General features: G+C 57.1%; 18 protein-coding genes and 1 pseudogene. 9 read left to right on the top strand and 10 right to left on the bottom strand.

Going from position 1 to position 17,753, the window contains the following annotated elements; all coding sequences use genetic code 11:
• Nucleotides 1-61: 61 nt before the first annotated feature.
• The 3 genes from IEX91_RS14865 (at nt 62) to IEX91_RS14855 (ending at nt 4,599) form a co-directional block, all read left to right on the top strand.
• Nucleotides 62-907 carry a hypothetical protein gene (locus tag IEX91_RS14865; RefSeq protein ID WP_188879971.1) on the top strand — a complete coding sequence of 282 codons (846 nt, stop codon included), beginning with the start codon at nt 62-64 and terminating at the stop codon, nt 905-907.
• A gap of 3 nt (nt 908-910) precedes the next feature.
• On the top strand, nt 911-3,835 hold the full coding sequence (locus tag IEX91_RS14860) for a DEAD/DEAH box helicase (protein WP_188879969.1): 2,925 nt from the start codon (nt 911-913) through the stop codon (nt 3,833-3,835).
• Between the two features lie 86 nt (nt 3,836-3,921).
• Nucleotides 3,922-4,599: an IS6 family transposase gene (locus tag IEX91_RS14855; RefSeq protein WP_188879967.1), complete on the top strand. Its 678-nt coding sequence runs from the start codon at nt 3,922-3,924 to the stop codon at nt 4,597-4,599.
• Between the two features lie 137 nt (nt 4,600-4,736).
• Here IEX91_RS14855 and IEX91_RS14850 read toward each other — a convergent pair whose 3' ends face one another.
• From IEX91_RS14850 to IEX91_RS14835, 4 genes are all read right to left on the bottom strand, one after another.
• Nucleotides 4,737-4,928, bottom strand: coding sequence for a hypothetical protein (locus tag IEX91_RS14850; RefSeq protein WP_188879966.1), 192 nt, complete (start codon nt 4,926-4,928; stop codon nt 4,737-4,739).
• A 149-nt stretch (nt 4,929-5,077) separates the two neighbouring features.
• Nucleotides 5,078-6,463 (bottom strand): ATP-binding protein, encoded by a 1,386-nt coding sequence (locus tag IEX91_RS14845; RefSeq protein ID WP_188879965.1) that lies wholly within the window; start codon nt 6,461-6,463, stop codon nt 5,078-5,080.
• 281 nt (nt 6,464-6,744) lie between these two features.
• Nucleotides 6,745-7,143, bottom strand: a complete 399-nt coding sequence (locus IEX91_RS14840; protein ID WP_188879964.1) for a hypothetical protein — start codon at nt 7,141-7,143, stop codon at nt 6,745-6,747.
• Nucleotides 7,136-8,071: a ParA family protein gene (locus IEX91_RS14835; protein ID WP_188879963.1), complete on the bottom strand. Its 936-nt coding sequence runs from the start codon at nt 8,069-8,071 to the stop codon at nt 7,136-7,138. The genes IEX91_RS14840 and IEX91_RS14835 overlap by 8 nt, the downstream gene beginning before the upstream one ends.
• A gap of 125 nt (nt 8,072-8,196) precedes the next feature.
• Between IEX91_RS14835 and IEX91_RS14830 the strand changes: the two genes are divergently transcribed.
• Complete coding sequence (locus IEX91_RS14830; RefSeq protein WP_188879961.1) at nt 8,197-8,502, top strand: hypothetical protein; 306 nt, start codon at nt 8,197-8,199, stop codon at nt 8,500-8,502.
• A gap of 58 nt (nt 8,503-8,560) precedes the next feature.
• Here IEX91_RS14830 and IEX91_RS14825 read toward each other — a convergent pair.
• The 3 genes and pseudogenes from IEX91_RS14825 to IEX91_RS14815 all read right to left on the bottom strand — a co-directional run.
• Nucleotides 8,561-9,070, bottom strand: a pseudogene (locus IEX91_RS14825) (BREX system ATP-binding domain-containing protein); the annotation flags it as partial.
• Between the two features lie 322 nt (nt 9,071-9,392).
• Nucleotides 9,393-11,045, bottom strand: a complete 1,653-nt coding sequence (locus tag IEX91_RS14820) for a Cdc6/Cdc18 family protein (protein WP_188879959.1) — start codon at nt 11,043-11,045, stop codon at nt 9,393-9,395.
• Between the two features lie 753 nt (nt 11,046-11,798).
• Nucleotides 11,799-12,119, bottom strand: coding sequence for a hypothetical protein (locus tag IEX91_RS14815; protein WP_188879957.1), 321 nt, complete (start codon nt 12,117-12,119; stop codon nt 11,799-11,801).
• A gap of 201 nt (nt 12,120-12,320) precedes the next feature.
• Here IEX91_RS14815 and IEX91_RS14810 point away from each other — a divergent pair, with 201 nt between their 5' ends.
• Entirely contained in the window at nt 12,321-12,488 is a 168-nt protein-coding gene (locus IEX91_RS14810; protein WP_123078723.1) for a DUF1931 family protein, read from the top strand.
• 112 nt (nt 12,489-12,600) lie between these two features.
• Here IEX91_RS14810 and IEX91_RS14805 read toward each other — a convergent pair whose 3' ends face one another.
• On the bottom strand, nt 12,601-13,407 hold the full coding sequence (locus tag IEX91_RS14805; protein WP_188879956.1) for a hypothetical protein: 807 nt from the start codon (nt 13,405-13,407) through the stop codon (nt 12,601-12,603).
• Between the two features lie 335 nt (nt 13,408-13,742).
• On the opposite strand from IEX91_RS14805, the gene IEX91_RS14800 reads away from it, so the two are divergent.
• Nucleotides 13,743-14,099 carry a hypothetical protein gene (locus IEX91_RS14800; RefSeq protein WP_188879955.1) on the top strand — a complete coding sequence of 119 codons (357 nt, stop codon included), beginning with the start codon at nt 13,743-13,745 and terminating at the stop codon, nt 14,097-14,099.
• A 59-nt stretch (nt 14,100-14,158) separates the two neighbouring features.
• Entirely contained in the window at nt 14,159-15,067 is a 909-nt protein-coding gene (locus IEX91_RS14795) for an ADP-ribosylglycohydrolase family protein (RefSeq protein ID WP_188879954.1), read from the top strand.
• A gap of 35 nt (nt 15,068-15,102) precedes the next feature.
• On the opposite strand, the gene IEX91_RS14790 is transcribed toward IEX91_RS14795, so the two are convergent.
• On the bottom strand, nt 15,103-15,378 hold the full coding sequence (locus tag IEX91_RS14790; protein WP_188879953.1) for a PadR family transcriptional regulator: 276 nt from the start codon (nt 15,376-15,378) through the stop codon (nt 15,103-15,105).
• A 144-nt stretch (nt 15,379-15,522) separates the two neighbouring features.
• Complete coding sequence (locus tag IEX91_RS14785; RefSeq protein ID WP_188879952.1) at nt 15,523-16,458, bottom strand: ArdC-like ssDNA-binding domain-containing protein; 936 nt, start codon at nt 16,456-16,458, stop codon at nt 15,523-15,525.
• A gap of 114 nt (nt 16,459-16,572) precedes the next feature.
• On the opposite strand from IEX91_RS14785, the gene IEX91_RS14780 reads away from it, so the two are divergent.
• The gene (locus IEX91_RS14780; protein ID WP_229772917.1) at nt 16,573-17,193 is read left to right on the top strand and encodes a DUF7437 domain-containing protein; all 621 of its coding nucleotides are present in this window, start codon (nt 16,573-16,575) and stop codon (nt 17,191-17,193) included.
• A 32-nt stretch (nt 17,194-17,225) separates the two neighbouring features.
• Nucleotides 17,226-17,741, top strand: coding sequence for a hypothetical protein (locus tag IEX91_RS14775; protein WP_229772916.1), 516 nt, complete (start codon nt 17,226-17,228; stop codon nt 17,739-17,741).
• The last annotated feature ends 12 nt before the right edge of the window (nt 17,742-17,753 follow it).

Here is a 17,753-nt window from a genome sequence, read left to right as displayed (position 1 = left end):
GGACCTTGGACAGCACATCTTTATACTGAGCGCGGCCTCGGTTGTGGCAACGAGCTGGCTTATGGATCAAACGCTCACACCCGGTGACGAGTGGCCCGGCTACTACCGAGGCTACCGTCTCCAGACGAACGCCGATAGCGAGGTTTGGTGGCAGGCATACCAGGGAACTGATCGTCTGTATCTCGATCCCGCGCCGGAGGCACTCCTCGATGATCTTCTTTCGCTCAAGCGTCTCGGCGGCCGGGTCCGCGTAACCGAAGGTAACGCCGTAATCACACGTGTAGAAGACGGTGATAGCTATAGCGATATTTACGTTGGCGAGGTTGAGCTCACTGGAGAACTAGTTCCGAACGACGAACCGGAATACGCTATCGATGTCCAGCCACAGGATCTCACGAGTGGCGACCTCTGGCCTAGCGTCTACGATGGAGCGAAGTTCTCTTTCGGCGCCGAACGCGTCTGGTGGCAGCACCCGAGCACACACAAACGTCATCCCGTAGAGACGGACCTCCCGAGCGGCGTCCGTACGACACTCGACCGGCTCAAACCGCAGGGCGGTTCATTCCGAATCACACCCTGGGGAGATGTCATCACACTCGTCGAGGATCCACCGAACCCGGAAGCGACGCGTAAGCAACTTCACGATCTCCCTCGCGTCATTCAGAACATCATCCTCCTTCGCCGGGAGCGAGGCGTCGAGATGCTCCCCATTTACGTGGGGTGTCTTGAGGACATGCCGCTCAAAATCGGGGAGCCACGGTCCCTCACTGACGAACTCTCCCCGAGTGAGCGGGCGCAACTGGATTCCTGGGCTGGGTCCCTTGGTCCCACTTCCGAAACAAGTGCCGACGATCAGCGGGTTTCCAAGCCTGACGATGGGCCTCGGGATGACCCCGAGACTTGGTAATCCATGGGACGTCGTTTCCCACCGCCCCTGTTCGGCGTTGAACGGACCGAGCGACGGGCCAAAGCGTTTGTCACACTCGCTGTCGAGAGCGATGGCGACCTCGATAAGAGTACGTTCGTCGAACGAGCGCGTCGTCGTCTTCAGAAGCCGGACGGTGAGGGGCACTACTCAGAGAGCTACATGCGGCGAATCGTCTCGACGTACATCCAACTCGGTGTTCTTCGACAACGCTCGGATGGGACGGTCACGGTTTGGCAGTTTGGCCGCGACTGGCACGCTGGCGAGATCGACTTTGAGACTTTCCTCTGGTACGCGATCAAACGAACGTGGGTACTAGAGGGTGACTTCCCGGAGGGTATCGACGGTTTACGAACGATCCATCGCATCCTCGTGAACGCCGACGGACCGCTAACGAGGGGAGAAATCAGACGCCAGCTCGAACAATCGTACGATTACGAGTTCAACGATCAGGGTATCCGGGGGTTCCCGACTCTCCTCGAAGCGCTCGGAGCGGTACATGGGAACGACAGCGGCTACGAAGCGACGAAGCCGACTGACCGGTGGAGCGATCGGTTTCGGAACGTCGATCTTCTCCCGACGTTCGAACGCTGGCTCAAGCAAGAAGGCCCGCAGGTTAACCCACCGCCCGAACGAGTGAAGCGAGACCTCTCGAAATACTATATTTACCGCGAATCGGGCGGTCATGGACGGCACCGCCAGCTGTTCGATACCTTCCGCCGGGACTACCTCAAGTCGAGTGCGTACGAAAACGATGTCTCGAATCCGAAGATACAGCGCGCCGAAAAATACGTCGAGGCGGAAAACCGCCGGCGCGAGCTTCGCGACCGAGTCAGGTCGTCGTTCCCCTCTTTTACTGGCGATAAATTAGCAGGCCTCTCAACGGAGACCTTAGAACGAATTGCCGATGCAGACAGTCCCAGCGAGGCGTATCGAATCAAAGCCGCCTCGGGGAGTGGACTCTCACGAACTGACTTTGAGCACTGGGGCGGCGCTGACCGACCTCCATATGCGTTTCCGGCCGAATTCGAGCTGTACGACTGGCAGCAAGAAGCCGCCTCAGCGTGGTTCGAGTCAGACGGGGACCGGGACGCGGAGAGCGGTATCGCCCGTGTCGTAACTGGGGCCGGAAAGACCGTAATGGCACTTCGAGTGATACAGCGCTGGTTGGATGCGAACCCCGACGGTGTCGTAACCATCGTCGTTCCGACGAACGTTTTGATGCGTCAGTGGCTCGAAGAACTCGTCGAGAAACTCAACGTTCCGACCGAAGACATCGGGTGGGCTGGCGGCGGCCACAAGGATCGTTTTGAGGACGATTATCGGGTTCTCGTCAGCATCGTTAACTCCGCAGTGCAGGATGGCTTCCTGAACACGACCCTCTCACAGAGAGACCCGAGCGAACACCTCCTCATCGCCGACGAGTGCCACCGTTACACGAGTGAAACGTTCTCGAATATTTTCGAATATCCTCGAACGGCTTCGCTCGGTCTTTCCGCGACGCCGCTGAGTGATCCCGGGAGCGAAGACCGGAACGAAGAGGACCGACTTCTGCTCAACGAGTTGGGCGAGATATACTACGATCTCACCTACGATGAGGCGATCAAGCGGGACCTGATTCCTGATTTTCACGTTCGATATATCGGATTCGACCTCACAGACGCCGAGCGAGCCACGTACGACCAGTTCACAGAGAAAGTCGCCGACGCAGTTTCGGACATCGAAACCCGATACGGGAACCGTCTCTACGACCTCAACGGAACGTTTCCACAGAAGCTACGGACGATTGCTGACGGTGCCGAGGGACCCACCCCTGCGATCGCTGATTTCTTCCAGTTTACGCAACAGCGTCGCGATCTTGTTGCGAACGCTATCGGGCGGCAGGCAATCACGTTCTCACTACTCCGGGAGAACATCGACGCGTCGAAGAAGAGCATCGTCTTCCAAGAGCGGATTGAGCAACTCGAGCAGATGGTTGCTCCCTTTGAGACGAGAGGACGAAACTATCGGACAGGCGGCATAGCCGAAGAGTTCGGAGACAGAAGACAACTCTATGAGCAGTATCCCGGCCTTAAAGTCGCCGACAAGGCACTAGAGAACCTCTTTTTTGACGCTGATTACCGTCCGGTGATGTATCACTCGGGGCACCGACAGAGCTCGTGGAACGACTTTGCTGTTGAATGGTTTGGAGATGACGGGTTCGCTAACGTAATGCTGAGCGTGAAGGCTCTCATTGAAGGTGTCGACGTGCCCAGTGCCGATGTCGGTATCGTCCGGGTATCTTCGGGAAGCGTCCGCCAGCGGATTCAAACGCTCGGGCGTGTCCTCCGAACCGGGGATAATCCGTCAAGTGCATCGGAGTTGTACGTCCTGTACGCCCGTGACACCGTTGACGAGAATATTTTCCGAGATTACGATTGGGACGAACAGTTGGCCACCGCGGACGTAACACACCTCACATGGAATCCAGTGGACAATTTGGAGACCGGGAACTGGGATCCAGAAATGTCCTTTTGGGACTGTGTCCGTGAGGCAACGCCCGAAGAACGACCAGACCCGGGGATGGAACGTCCTGTTCCAGATGTGGAAGACCTCTCACGCGGTGATGAATACTCTGGTCCACGAGATGGGTACCGTTTTAGCGTCGATTCTGATGGAAACCCGTTCGAAAAAACAGCCGATGGGCGACAGTACATCGACCATGAGAATGCCGAGGAGATTGCAGCATACGTCTACGAACGCAAGGGTGGCGGGAAAGTCATTGTGAACGAGGCCGGTCACGCCCTTATGATTCAGGACGGAACCGCAGTTTTCCTCGGAACACTCGACCCGGACGAATTCAACTATCGGGAGGGTTCCGGATCTGTAACAGGCGCTCCGGATAATGATGCACTTGACGAGTTGATATAGTTCTAATAGGGTATTATCACAGATCCGGCACTGTCTAGTTGAGTTAGTTTGAGAAGCGAGCAGGTCGTTGAGTTTCTTGTCCAAAGATGCTCGCAGACCTGCTCAGCGAGAGCTATGAACCGAATTTAGAAGAAACTTGGGAGAACGAGCGGACGGCGACGCCCGTCAGGGCGTTCGCCGTCCGCCTCCACCAGACCGGTTGTTCACTCAGAGAAACAACAACGATCTTAGCGGAATTAGGCGTTGAACGCTCTCATGGCGCGGTTTGGAACTGGGTGCATCGGCTGGCTGACAGCGGATGCGACCCGCCTGAGGTGCAGCCGAAGCGGGTCGCCGTCGACGAAACCGCTGTCAAGATCAACGGTGAGTGGTCTTGGTTATACGCTGCAATAGACACCGAGACAAAGTTGATTCTTGACGTCGCAGTGTTTGGTCAGCATGGGACTGACCCGGCGGCTGCATTTCTGCATCAACTCAAGGAGAAACACGATCTCTCCGATGCTGAGTTTCTGGTCGATCAATTCGGCTATCGGACTGCCCTCTCTCGATTAGGCTTGAGCGGTCAGGTTAACTATACCGAGCGAAACCTGATCGAAAAGTGGTTTCACACCCTCAAAATGCGGGTCGACCGCTTCCATAACTCGTGGGTGGGCAGTCGGGCGAGCGTCCGAGAGTGGATTGAACAGTTTATGCATTACTACAACCGCCACAGGCCGCATCAAGCTCTCGATGGAAAGACACCGATCGAGGAAGTCCAGAACTAGACAGTGCCCCCTGATTAAGCCTGTCCAGTCTACAACAGATCGACTAGGGCGAGGAGCTCACTGCAAAATCGGTGATTTTCTCGACGAGTCAATAGCGATGCCACTCGCCACCCGCTCACACCGGCCTCTTCACGAGGTTACGGTGGGACGAGCAGCGACGAGCGAACGAACTCGAGGAACCGCCTCGCAGTGAGGCGAGGCTTCGTTCGTTGCTCAACGCAGTCTAAACTCACCTGGATGACGAAGTCCACGAGCAGCCACATATCGTAGATCAGGACGGCGAATCCGAAGTAGAACCACCGCACTGAGAAGTTCTTACTCGTGGTCATTGCGAGGCAATCCTTAATCGTCCTATAGCGCATCCGTCTCCGAGCGCAACTACCTCGACGAGCAGACGTGTCGGCAGGCGTGCGCCGACGCGATGCGCGACCTCGTCCAAGAGGAGTTCGCCGACATCTTCGAGGAGTGAATGCGAGGGTTACGAGACTCGGACGATATCCTGGAGGTCGAACAACTGGAGGTCATCACGCTCGGCGGCCGCGTCGCGGACCGCCTCGGTCGCACCGCTCCGCGTGAACAACGCGTATTCGACGTCAGCGTTGCCACCACCCCGTGGCGTCCATCGAACCTCTTCAGCGTGCTCTTCCAGGGATGCGAGCGCGCTGTAGTCGAGGGGTGCGTTCGTGAACTTGCACTCGCCGACGACCATCGTTCCGTCGTCAGTGAATCCGACGACGTCAATCTCGTGTTCTTTGTACCACCAGCGCCCGATGTCGAGGAAGAGCTCGTCCGGGTAGAGATCCGGGAGGGCGTCCTGACAGAGCGTCTCGAACGCCGGACTGACGAAGTCTGCGAGTTCTGGTTCGATGAGTGCCTCATAGGCGTCTTCGCCGAGTCGCTCGTAGCGGTCCTCGTTCCCGTAGACGAACCGGAACCAGAACCGGAACAACGGGTCGAGGAGCCGGTATCGACCGCGGCGAGATTTCGCCTTCTGCTCCGTGAGTGGAACTTCTCGCTCGATGAGGCGTAATCGCTCGAGCTTCTGTGTGTACGTCGAAATCTGTTTTCCGTCGATCCCAATCGCTTGCGCAATCTCGTTTGACGTCGTCTTCCCCGCAGCAATCGCGGTGAGGATCGCGAAATACCGATTCGGGTCGGTCAGCTCGGTGCGGAGCACGTACTCCGGCTCGTTGTGGAGGTACCCTCGCTGTGAGAGTACTTCCGCAGTGAGTACCGTTCCAAGGTCCCGACTCAGGTCCACGCCGTCGAGGTAGTACGGGACACCGCCGAAGACTCCCCACGCGAACACGCGTTCTTCGGGCGTGTAGGTGTCCGGGAGGAACTCCTGAGTGGCGGTGAAGTCAAGCGGTCGGAGGTCCAGTTTTACGGTCGCTCGGCCGTAGAGTGGACTGTTCCCGAGGAGAGCAGCTTCTTCCATCATGCTGATCGATGAGCCGACGAGAACAAGCGTTCCAGACGTCTGCTGGAAGTGATGATCCCAGAGGCGCTGGATGACGGAGGGGAGACTCCCGTCAGCGTCGATGAGATAGGGGAATTCGTCTAAGACGACGACCGCGTTCTGGTCACCGAGATAGCCGAGGAGTGCCTCCCAGTCCCGCTTGATGTTCGTGATGCCAGGGAACGTCTCGGCGGCAACGTCGACGAACTCGTCGAGTTGGAACTGTGCAGTGGTCTCAGTTCCCTGATAGACGACGGCGTCGTCCCGATCGCGGAGCGAGTGTTGAACGAGTTGGGTCTTTCCCAGACGCCGACGGCCGTAGATGACTGCCAGCTCGCCGCTGTCGGATTCGTAGCACTCCCGCAGTCGCGAGAGTTCCGCATCACGGTCCACGAAACGCTCCATAGGTATCAATCGCCACCCACCAATAAAATACTCACGAATAGACTAACTTGGAATTGGCTATTTTGGAATTGGCTAATCTGGATCCGGGAGCACCTCTACACATAATACTACGCGAGAACGATCTCGCAGGGTTGGGAGATGCACCCGTCCGCGTACAGCCACACTATAGATAGTATAGATAGAAATATATCTCATCTATCCCGTTCGTATAGAGATTGAAAAGGTGGAATAGTATGAATAGCTGAAGTAGAATCCTATTTTCTCAAGTTGGGAATGTTGCGCTATTTGTCAGGTTCGGAGGTGGCGTCTTCTCGCGCTCGTTCGAATCGGGCAGCGACTTCGTCAACTAGGTCCTCCTCAACGACAGTTCGAAGAAGCGCGTCCGTCATTTCGCGGACGACGATGTTCTGATAGCCGCGCTCGTTGAGTTCGCGTTCGAGTTCGTAATTGAGCCACGAGTCGAATTCGTCGATCGTCGACTGGCGCGCGTAGAATGGACGTTGCTGCGCCTCCTCGTAGGTGAATGCGCTATCGACCATCGGGTTACGCGTCGACTCCAGACTCGAATCTGATTCGTCGGCCGAATCCATGGATGTCTGGGAGTCAATGGAGTCGTCCCCGTCGTCGGGTTCGTCTTCAAGTGTACTGCCGAGGTCGGCGAACGGGTCGTCGTCACTCATCACGGACCACCTCACCAACCTCGACGATATGCGCGAGTTCGTCGAAGCACTTCAACTGATCACAGTCGGGGTCATAGTCAAGGAGCGGCATCCGCTCACCGTACGCCTTCGTGATACTCGTCCGATCGCGAATCCCGGGGGATGGATTCAGCTCTCCATCATCGACGGCATCCCAGGCGGTGACTCGTGCGAAGTTCGGGATGCGGTCTTGAAGGCTATCGTGGGCGTTGAGCCGTTCGAGAAGCTGACGATCCTGTGTCTGTTGGTCGATCCGGCCGCGAAGCATGTTCGGGACGAGCGCGAGCACATCGACGTCCATGTGCTTGCGGAGCGGCGCGATCTGTCGTTCGATCGTCCGCTCGAGTCCCGTCATCGCCTCGTTGCCGGGCGCGAGCGGGAGGACGAGGTTGCCGGTCGCGACGAGGGCGTTGTCGGTGAGCCGCGAGCGGTATGCCGGCGAATCAGTCACGATGTAGTCGTACTCGTCACCGAGCAGCGGGTCGACTATTTCGCGTTTCAACAGCGCAGAAGGTTGGAAGACGTCGCCGACGACGATTTCGCGTTCGACCTGTTCGAGGTCTTCGCTCGAAGGCAGGAGGTCGAAGTTGAAGCCCGTCTCGTAGATGACGGAATCGGGATCTACCTCCTCGAAGAAGGTGTCACCGATGCTTTCGCTGGTGTCGTGATACTCGTCGTCGAAGCCGAGGCCGGTCGAAGCGTGTCCGTTCGGGTCAAGGTCGATGAGAAGGACATCGTGGTCGTGGGCAGCGAGCTGGCGAGCGAGATTAACTGCAACGGTAGACTTGCCAACGCCGCCCTTGAGCATACAGACCGCGACCGCTCGCGGGTTCTCCTGGTCCAACCCCACGTAGGACCTATTTGGGCTATTCGTTCTATCTGTACTATTCTTACTATCTGATTCAGTCATGCTGTTCACGAATAGGTCGGCATCGAACAAATAGCTATGCCTGAAAAAGATATTTGTGAATAGTTTCCTATTTAAGGATAGTTATTCTCGGGTTTCAAGGTCTATAGTAAGAATTCTAAGAGGTCATGAGCGGAATCATGGTCTCCGTTAATCTCGAAGAGTCGGTCGAACGCGGGGTGTTTGTAGAGAGTCTCACGGCAGTCACGACAGCGCGTGAAGAGGGGTTTCTCGACACCTCAGAAGTCAGAGCGCATCACGACTGCGCCATCACGGCGACCATAGCGACCACCAGACGTCGAGACATGGTTGAACTCTTGTCCACCGCATTCAGGACAAGGATCACTCTTGCCAGTCCAGTCCTCCCGTTCGATGCCAGTGAGTTCTCGCTCGTCACCGCTCTCGTCGATGATTTGTACTGGGGAGTTCATTGAGATGCGCCTCACCGCCTCTGGGCAAGAGAAAAGAAACGTGCGGCGAGGTAGTGGTTCGCTAGAAGAGTTCTTGTGCGAACTCTGTTGAGATCTCGGTTTGATCCTCAGTCGCTGCTTCGTCTAACATGCGACTGCAAACAGAGAGGACTTGGCGAATATTCTCCTGTGACCGCTGTAGGATCAGCTCTAAGCTCTCCTCGGTGAACGGTCGAACGGCACGTCCGGAGTCTGTCGTCGTTCGCTCTCGCTCGAGATAGTCTTCGACAAGCTCGGTAAGGTTCTCAGCAGTCAGCGGTCGAAGTGCGACTTCTTGGCCGATACGCTCGCTGAACGCATGGTATTCACTCATGACGTCCTGCCAGACTTCCGGCGCACATCCAAACAGCATGCAAAGGCCATCGCTGTTCTGGTCCATGAGGTAGCGGATGCTGTTCAGCGTCGCCTGTTCGTTCTTCGGGGAGAGACGGGCGATGCTCTCGAATTCATCGACGAAGACGCCGGTATAGCCGAGGTCCAACAGCAGATTCTTCAAGGCGGTGAACGCACGGACGCTCATCGTATCGTCATCAGGGCGCGTACGCTAGGCGAGTTCAGACACCTCTATCGATTTGTTCGTGACAGACGCGATCAACAGTCCCCCAGCGGAACCACCGTGGGGCACTCCTCAAAGGGCAATCGAGGCACCCCACTATTTCATACCAGATCGTGTATTCCCCATATAAATACATACACCCCACTGTTTCATACCAGATTTGGGGGGAGAAGCAAGAATTGACTTAAAGAAGAGCACCCCACTGTTTCATCCCAATCGGCTCAGAGTTACAGACAGGTTCCGGTTAAGAATAGACCACCCCCACTATTTCATACCAAGCGAAAGAGAATACCACACATCACTTCCACGAATCAACACTGGATTGCGTCTGCGTCGCCTCGCGGACCGCTGATTTTCCGTCTGCAAACGACTCAAGCTCGTCAATAAGTTCTGTCGAGAGGAGGTCAGATCCTTCAGGCATTCCCGATGGGTCTGTCTCACCGAGGACGCGGAGTATCATCTCGTAATCAACCGTGTCAAGTTCGTAGACGTAGCCGGATTTCCCAGGTCCACCGTAGTTGTCCTTGCGGTTGAGCAAGCCGAGCTGGTACATCTCCTTGAGGTAGTCTGCTACCCGCCGCTTCGACGTGGTCTTATCGAGTAACTCGCCCGAAAGTTGCTTATACTTCGGGTAGAGACTCTCACGGCTGATCGGTGTCTCGTCTCGAAGGTCATGTAGCATGATGACGCTGAGCGTCACTTTCTGTTGCTCGTCGAGATCAGATGTAACCTCGTAGATGCGATCCCGTTCCTTCTCTTCGTTGGCCTCGTCGATGTGGTCTTTCTGAACGACGTCGTCACCGTCGTTTTTCGCCTTTACACCGGCTTTATGAAGCAGGTCGATCGCGAACCGAGCGTCACCACCCTGTTGGCGGGCATGCGCAGCAGCAAGGGGAACAATCTCGTCGTCGTATGCGTCGTCTTTGAACGCCAACTCAGCACGCTGATGAAGGATTTCTCCGAGTTGATTCGCGTCGTATCGTCGGAAAGTAATCTCCTTGAGGCGGAGCGACGAATCCGTCTTTGATTGGATACTCTCCTTGTACGCGACGTCGTTACTGATACCGATGACAGACGGCCGAATGTTCGAGACGCGATTGTTCGCCTGCGCACGTGGAATCTCGTAGAGAAGTTCGTCGCGTGATCCGATTCGGTCGACTTCGTCAAGGACGACGGTGACGTAGTTCGTAACTTCGTCCGGTGAGCGGATATCGAACTCCGTCTCGAGTTCAGCCAAGAGGGTAGTGGGGTCTTCGGGGATACCGCTAAGAACCTCAGACCGAGAGTAGTCAGTGTTCGAAAGGTCTGTCTCGGCGTCGACGAGTAACTCAAACCCGGGCGGGAAGGAGAGATACGACGGAACAGACTCAACGTCGTCGAATGGATGCTTGCTGAGCCAGATGAGTTCATCGGCGCCGATCTGGAGGTCGGGCGGGTTCTCGAGTTGGTCGATGTTCTCTAGGGCTTCGGAGAGTTGTTCGCGATAGGCCGTGTCTTCGTATGTGAGGTGGTCAAGCGCGTCAAAGAAGATGGAGTAGACAGTATCTTTTGGGAGACCTGAGCTGGGGAGCGTCTCGTAGTCAATCTCAAGTTGGTCGTGAAGGTGAGCGTACTGGTCGTCTTTGAGCAGCTGGTTCGTGAGAGAGATGGCAGCTTGATAAGAGCTAGAAAGAGATTCGCAGTTCTGGTAAATGAACGTTATTGAGATGTCGTCGTAGTTCTGCGCGCCTTGCTTCAGCTCTTGCAGTTGGTATTTGACTGAGACTGTCTTTCCGGTGCCGCTGACACCGTAGATGAACGTATTGATGGGGGCTTCGTTGTCGATGAGCTGTTGGAGAACTTCAGATATTTCATCAAGTTCTTCGTCCCGTCCAAGGACAGTATCGGGCATATAGTCCTCAGTAAGAGCTTCATCGTTATCGAAGGGGGACTCCTTTCTCTCAAACGGCATCTGTTACCTATCTTCTGTGAAGGCAGCCACATAAAGATGTGGCAGCCGCTGTTTCATACCAAAGGGGAATGCTTCATCCCAAATGAGAGTATATAAAGACCGCATCCCCACTATTTCATACCAAGTGCTGATTAACACCGTACCTCAACATAGCTCGTGAGCTGGCGCGGAGTCAAGCCCTGAGACACTCGCCTTATCGTAGAAGGGCCATACGCCACTATTCCATCTCAGATCACTGAGTAGCAGGACTCGATCGCCTCACGCAACAAAGGTTCCAAGACAGGGGTATTTGAATCCCCCTCCCCCCACTGTTTCATACCAAATGCCGCAAGAGTACGACACCGAAATATAGACTACGATGGAAGGTATATAAATAGTAGAGTAGAGTGGGCGAAAGAGATGAGAGAGGAATACATGAAGAAGGTTCTAAACACGGTTAATAAGCTAGATAATGCCGGTTTAGTAGGTTTCACTACCACCATTACTACTACTACATTAGTTACCTATACAGTAAATAATATAATATGCGCGTATTCTCAACTCACTCGTTCTCAGCGATTCTTTGAATGCTTCGTTACTTCACAATATCAATTCAGTCTGATCACCTTCCTTCAGACCCTCTTCTCGGCTATTCCCTCAGTCGCCCCCACCCCCTCCCTGCGTGGCCAATCTGGTATGAAACAGTGGGGGGAGGGGGGTTTATACATTTCAGTAGGTGAACTACCCTGAGGTCAAGCACTTGACTCACTCAACCTACTCGTCGGGGTTGACCGGACCTCTGTACTTCGAGGTGACCTTGTCTCCTTCTCGCCATTGCCAGTAGTAGTAGCGATTACCGTTGATCTCCTTGATTGTGAGGGTCGCTCGCGTCGGAACGTCGTCCGGGAGCTCTTCGGGACGGTCCGCTACGTCGTCTTGGTCGTCCTCTGCAAGCCGAGCCTCCCGTTCACGGTACTCGGCGAGTGCGTCGGCATAGCGCTCAATCGCTCGGAGTTCCTCTGCCGAACAGTCCTCAAGTAATTCGACGAAATCACTCGAGAGTTCCTCTGGTGGTGTCGGTGGCGACTCGGGCATTGTATCGTTGTTTTAACCAACAGGCACGTGATTTGCTTAGGTGTGTTGGTTAAACCTTCAGATACGCCATTAAACCACGAACAGACGACCTCCAGAGCAGGCTTGAATCTCGGTCTGCACTGGTATTCTTGTCAGCTATTACACTCTGATGCCCCGTCCACCCCTTGCTTATAAGGAGTGGACAGGTGAAGTTGATGCTGTATGACGGATCTTGTCGTTAAGGCGGCGGTTAAGGACGCACTGTCAGAGAAGAACGTTGCCGGCGATTTCTACGAGGCGCTGGACGAGGAGGTTGAAGAACTGCTCGAGGAAGCAGCGGCACGCGCTGAGGCGAACGGCCGCAAGACGGTCCAGCCGCGCGACCTCTAGATCGGCTCGCGACGCTCTTTTCATAGTGCTCGCCCGCTAGCTGGGTGTTTCCTTTACTTTACTGTTAACCAACAACACCCTGTTTTTCACCTTCGTGTGTTGGTTAACTCTCCTACCTCCGAGTTTCGGGAAGTCGGCCATCCGGCCGTGGGACTCGTCCGTGCTTGATCTCGTAGTCGACGCGGCGGAGGTGCTTGCAGCCGCCGTCGGGGTGGCGCTGCTGGTAATCCGGACAGGTACACGTCTCGGCGATGATGTCGACGTCGTAGATGCTTCTTGAGGCTGAGCGAACCTCGTACTGGCCGCCCTTCGCGAGGAGTGAGACGGCCATCTCTTCGTCGAGTGCGCGTTGTGTCCGTGCTTCGAGGCCTCCCGTCTGCGCTTGGTCGCTCACGGCTTCGCGAGCTCGGACGTCGCCCGCACAACCACCGTCGGGCGCAACGGCCTGTGCGTCTCGTTCGAGGCGCTCGTCGAGTCGGTCCTCGACGGGATGGCCGAGTGGCCAGCAGTAGTGGACTTCACGACGACCACGGTGGTCGTAGGCGCCGACGTCGACGGCGTCGCCTGACCAGACACACCACGCGCCGAGTGCGCTCATCACGTCGCCGACCGCGCGCGGGATGTGTGCGACGTCGTCGGGGTAGAAGACGCGGAATCGCGTGCAGTCCTCTTGGACGGGCATTTCGCTCCACCAGGAAACCATTGACTGCCAGTTGTCCGCCATCGCTCCGTCCCTCCCGTATCCAACGGTCACGTCGACTGTCGGTGAAGGCTGGTCGGCGTCGCCTTCGAGGAGACGGAGGACGGCGTACCGTAGGTATTCGTGGAGCGAGTTATCGACGCCGTTCGCGACCGCTGGGTAGTCGTTCGCGACGTGCACCGCTTCCTCTAGGAGCGTCTCGAGATTGTGTTCGGGCATCGTTCGAAAACGGGGGTCTGTGCGCCCCGCCCCTCGTGGGCGCCGATAAACCTTAACCAACAAAGCGCGCTCTCCTTCGATATTTGTTGGTTAAGATAGTAACGCGTTGCAACCACTCTACGAGCGACTTGACGGCGTCGCTGGGCGATGTGTTGTGGGTGAGGTATTTAGTGCGCTTGATGGCGTGTTCCACCCCAGCACAGCCGTAGGAGTTGCGCGGCATACTGCGAGGCTCTTGCTCTGGCCACTCAATGCTGGGGGGTTGTGTGGTGCAGCCGTATCTGTCTGTTCCACCACAAGACTAATGCTTAGTGAGAATATATACTGGTGTAATTATGCCCAATGGGCATTTTGAGGAGTCGGGGGCAAGCATCGACTACGGGGACGCGAAGGTACTCTTCCCAGTCGCCGAACTCGACGGGACGATACTCCAACATCGCGACGCTGAACTCGCGCTCGGCGACGTTGAGAGCGAGAACGTCATCGTCATCGCACCGACGGGCCTGGCGAGCAGTTACGCCCTCACTCAGCGTCCTCTCACCGCAATTCCTGTCGCTGGCCTCTCCTCGGATGTCCGATCAGAGCTTGACGACGCGCTCAACGTCCCCATCGACGCCTTCGAACTCATCCAGATCGGCAAGTGGACCACCGACAGCCTCGATCACTCACTCGCCGAGTACACGGACGCGTAGGCATCGACGACGAGTGATTGTGACCCTACACTTTTCTCAGCGGTCGTCCTTGGTGGTGTATGGATTCAGACCGAGTTCGGGGTGTACTTCTCGGGCTAGCGTGTGGGGATGCGCTCGGGCGGCCAGTCGAGTTCGCCTCAGCGTCGAAAATCGCCGCCAAACACGGACGTCTCGACGAGATGGTCGGCCATGGAACGTGGAATCAGCTAGCGGGCACGATTACCGACGACACCGAGCAGGCGCTCTGCATCGCGCGCAGCATCGTCGACCGACAGGCCTTCGATCCGGCAGATATCGCGGAGCGATTCGTCGCATGGTACGACAGCGGACCGTTCGATATCGGGCGGATGACGATGAAATCGCTCAGCCGACTCAAACACGGCGACGCATGGGACGAGGCGGGCCAACAAGTCTGGGCGCAGAGTCCAGAAGGCCAGAACGCGGGCAACGGCAGCGTGATGCGGTGTCCACCGCTCGCGATTCCCTACGTGGATGATCGGGTGCAACTCGTTACGGTGAGCCGCCAGTCCTCGCAGATCACGCACGCCGATCCGCGATGTACCTACGGCTGTGCGATTCTCAATCTCACCATCGCCGGTTTACTCCGCGACGTCGAGACACCGCTGCGCGACGCGCTCGACGATGTCGGTGCGGACGCACCGGACGAGCTCACCGCTGCGCTCGAACCGATCGCCCGCGGCGACCGCCCCGCGTCACTGGAGACATCCGGCTACGTCGTCCACTCACTCCAAACAGCACTGCACGACGGCCTGCACACCAATAGTGCTGCGGAGGCGATCGTGACTGCTGTCAATCGCGGCGGTGACACCGACACCATCGGCGCAATCGCCGGTGCAGTCGCCGGCGCGCGCTTCGGTGCGTCGTCACTTCCCGAGCGCTGGCTCTCCGCTATCGACGAGACTGCAGAAATCGAAGATCTGGTCGACCAACTCACGAAAGATACATAACTCGATAGAGCGGTTCCAGCCGCTTCTCTGAGTCTCTACAGGTCGACGTATTGGTCTTCCCAGTCGCGACGGGCTTCGAGCTCGCGGTGGCCACGCCGCGTGAGTGTGTAGGAGTTGGTGCGCTCGTCGATCTGTCCTTTGTCGACGAGGCCTTTGTCAACGAGGGTATCGAGGTTCGGGTAGAGGCGGCCGTGATGGACTTCAGTCTCGTAGTACTCCTCGAGCTCCTCCTTGATCGCGAGCCCGTGGGGTTCATCCAAGCCCGTAATGACGTAGAGCAAGTCCCGCTGAAAGCCGGTGAGATCGTGCATTACCTTCTTTTGGACCTGTCGGCCTATCAGCGTATCGGATATAGCCGGCTTGGTTAGTCTTCTCGTCACTACACTCGCTTTCCCCTCTGTATTGTTACCTTTCTGACTGAATAAATAGTCTCCCGGTGTGAGGAGTTTGGATCGCTATGCGGTCCTTGAATCGACGACGTCGATGAGTTGCTCGGCCGTCCGGCTAATGCGGCCGAGTCGCTCCCGGATTGCCTCCGGGTCGTCGCCGGCCCAAGCAGCGAGGTAAAACGACGAATTGCTCGTGTCGAGGCTGTAGTGTCGGCCGACGATGTACGCGACGGCCTCGGCTTCGAGTTCCTGCTCGGAGCGCGCCAGTGGGTCGCTGATGGCGCTATGGAGGAGGGCGTGTGCGAGTTCGTGGACGAGCGTCACCGCGAGGTCAGCCTCGTTCGCACGATCGCGAACCTCAACAAGTGGTGGTTCATTCGACTGACGCGGCTTGCAGATACCCTCCGCCTGCCCATGGATCCACTCGTCGGCGTCGACGATGCGCACCTCGACGTCGAGTTCCGAAGCTGTGTCTTCGAGGACGGTGACGAGGGTGCCGGCGTCGCCGGTCGCCGCCGTCTCGAGTTCCGGAAGTGGCTCGCCCTCAGTCTGAGAGACGTCGAAGACCGATGCCGGCCGAAAGCCGACGAGTCCGTCCGACCACTCCTCCGGTGGCGTCTCGTCGTACTCACAATCATTCCGTTCGTGGTAACTTGGGGAGTTCTCGCACTCCGGGCATTGCTTCGTAATGATGGGTGCCCAGATCCAGATGGCGCTCTCGCCTTCCTGGACGTGCCGATCGAACTCCTCTTGCCACGCTCGGTAGCCTGCGACCTTCGTCGCCTCCGGACACTGGAGCTGGATCAGGAGGGTATTCCGGTAGGAGTAGTCGTGGAACCGACTCTGGACATCCAGCCACTCTTGGAACGCCTTGCTTCCGCGTGCCTCCTCGACGTGCGTGATGAGGTCCTCGACCCACGCCTCGATCGTCTCGGTCATCGATTCGATTCGCGAGTTCGAGTCCTCGAACGCGACTGCTGGCTCTGTTTGTGCGTCACTCATGGATTTGTTCGCGACGACGCGCCTCGTGGGCGCGCCCGCACCCCTCCCGGGGCTAACAAACCTGTTCGCGGCAGCGCAACCCTTTAGTCTCTAGTTCGCGTACTATGGACTACAATGACTGGTGCACCGATTGGAGACGTCGGACGTGACGAGTCGGGCGTCTCGATGTTTTTCGCTGTGCAGCGACTCCTGACAGATGCCGATCTCGCCTACTTCTACACTGATCTCCTCCTGAACTCGCCAACGACGGTCAAACGAGCGATGGACCGCCAGGGTATCGTGAAGAGCACTGCGTACAAGTACGCGAACGAATTGGCTGAGCTCGGCGTCGCCGAGGAACGTGATGAGTACGAGGACGGCGCCGCGCTCTGGACGGTTGAGCCAGTCGTCGGGACGTGGGAGACAGAGACCGGCGAACTCGTCGTCTCACCGGTCGTCATCGCGGTCTATGGGGCAAGCACGACTGATGACGATATCGCGTATTTCCGCGAGCGCTATGGGGACGCGGCGTTACTCAACGCGGTCGGTGAGACGGACGCATATCTTCGGGGTGAGCAGACGCGCCGTGGCATTGCTGCGGCGCTCGATGTCCCCACTGCTGCGGGTATCGCGGTCTCACAGGCCATCGAGGCGATCATCGGTCGTATCAGTCCGGTTGACCCTGCATTCCCCGACCATGGGGATGACGTCCACGAGCGAACGATCGCCGACGCTCCCTACGTCGTTGACGCGTGAGCGCGATATCCCCCTTGCCGAGCGCACTTGTCTTGGACACGAGTTTTCTCCGGACGCTCGGTGACCCTGGCCACGATCGCTATCAGGCCTTTATCGACCACGTCACGAGCAACGGGATCCAGCTGTATCTGAGTCAGCGTGTTTGCGAAGAAATCGAGGAGCAGCAGGGCTGGATCAGTGCTGATTGGTTGCACAAGGCGCAGTCCGAGTCTTGGATTAGCACCGCCCAGCCCGTGCAAGAGGGTGTGAGTGTCTATGATGGTCCGACGGCGGCCGTCGTGATGGACCGCATCCAGCAACGTCTCGCCGACATTGAGCATGTGCCACCAGACGAATTGCGGAAGACCGATGCTGGCCTCGCCGGCACCGCAATCATGCTCCTCGCCTCGACTGCCTACGACTCCATCGGGATCGTCATGGACGACCGGAACGCGGAAGCAACAATTCGAGCGATTCTCTCGAATACATACTACGAGGACTACATTTCGGTCCTCACGGTCTGGGACGTTATCGAACTCGTCGAAGCTGACGGGTATCCCGAGGACTAATTAACCAACAAT

This window comes from Halarchaeum nitratireducens, assembly GCF_014647155.1.
Classification (GTDB): Archaea; Halobacteriota; Halobacteria; order Halobacteriales; family Halobacteriaceae; genus Halarchaeum; species Halarchaeum nitratireducens.
Note: the sequence above shows the minus strand (reverse complement) of the source record. Positions and strands in the feature narration are given on the sequence as shown.

What these genes read in the sequence shown, in the direction of transcription:
- IEX91_RS14855 (WP_188879967.1), top strand. Translation starts at nt 3,922, where the DNA reads ATGCTCGCAGACCTGCTCAGCGAGAGCTATGAACCGAATTTAGAAGAA.
- IEX91_RS14815 (WP_188879957.1), bottom strand. Translation starts at nt 12,119, where the DNA reads ATGCCCGAGTCGCCACCGACACCACCAGAGGAACTCTCGAGTGATTTC.
- IEX91_RS14810 (WP_123078723.1), top strand. Translation starts at nt 12,321, where the DNA reads ATGACGGATCTTGTCGTTAAGGCGGCGGTTAAGGACGCACTGTCAGAG.
- IEX91_RS14860 (WP_188879969.1), top strand. Translation starts at nt 911, where the DNA reads ATGGGACGTCGTTTCCCACCGCCCCTGTTCGGCGTTGAACGGACCGAG.
- IEX91_RS14800 (WP_188879955.1), top strand. Translation starts at nt 13,743, where the DNA reads ATGCCCAATGGGCATTTTGAGGAGTCGGGGGCAAGCATCGACTACGGG.
- IEX91_RS14850 (WP_188879966.1), bottom strand. Translation starts at nt 4,928, where the DNA reads ATGACCACGAGTAAGAACTTCTCAGTGCGGTGGTTCTACTTCGGATTC.
- IEX91_RS14845 (WP_188879965.1), bottom strand. Translation starts at nt 6,463, where the DNA reads ATGGAGCGTTTCGTGGACCGTGATGCGGAACTCTCGCGACTGCGGGAG.
- IEX91_RS14795 (WP_188879954.1), top strand. Translation starts at nt 14,159, where the DNA reads ATGGATTCAGACCGAGTTCGGGGTGTACTTCTCGGGCTAGCGTGTGGG.
- IEX91_RS14780 (WP_229772917.1), top strand. Translation starts at nt 16,573, where the DNA reads ATGACTGGTGCACCGATTGGAGACGTCGGACGTGACGAGTCGGGCGTC.
- IEX91_RS14790 (WP_188879953.1), bottom strand. Translation starts at nt 15,378, where the DNA reads ATGCACGATCTCACCGGCTTTCAGCGGGACTTGCTCTACGTCATTACG.
- IEX91_RS14820 (WP_188879959.1), bottom strand. Translation starts at nt 11,045, where the DNA reads ATGCCGTTTGAGAGAAAGGAGTCCCCCTTCGATAACGATGAAGCTCTT.
- IEX91_RS14830 (WP_188879961.1), top strand. Translation starts at nt 8,197, where the DNA reads ATGAGCGGAATCATGGTCTCCGTTAATCTCGAAGAGTCGGTCGAACGC.
- IEX91_RS14840 (WP_188879964.1), bottom strand. Translation starts at nt 7,143, where the DNA reads ATGAGTGACGACGACCCGTTCGCCGACCTCGGCAGTACACTTGAAGAC.
- IEX91_RS14785 (WP_188879952.1), bottom strand. Translation starts at nt 16,458, where the DNA reads ATGAGTGACGCACAAACAGAGCCAGCAGTCGCGTTCGAGGACTCGAAC.
- IEX91_RS14865 (WP_188879971.1), top strand. Translation starts at nt 62, where the DNA reads ATGGATCAAACGCTCACACCCGGTGACGAGTGGCCCGGCTACTACCGA.
- IEX91_RS14805 (WP_188879956.1), bottom strand. Translation starts at nt 13,407, where the DNA reads ATGCCCGAACACAATCTCGAGACGCTCCTAGAGGAAGCGGTGCACGTC.
- IEX91_RS14835 (WP_188879963.1), bottom strand. Translation starts at nt 8,071, where the DNA reads ATGACTGAATCAGATAGTAAGAATAGTACAGATAGAACGAATAGCCCA.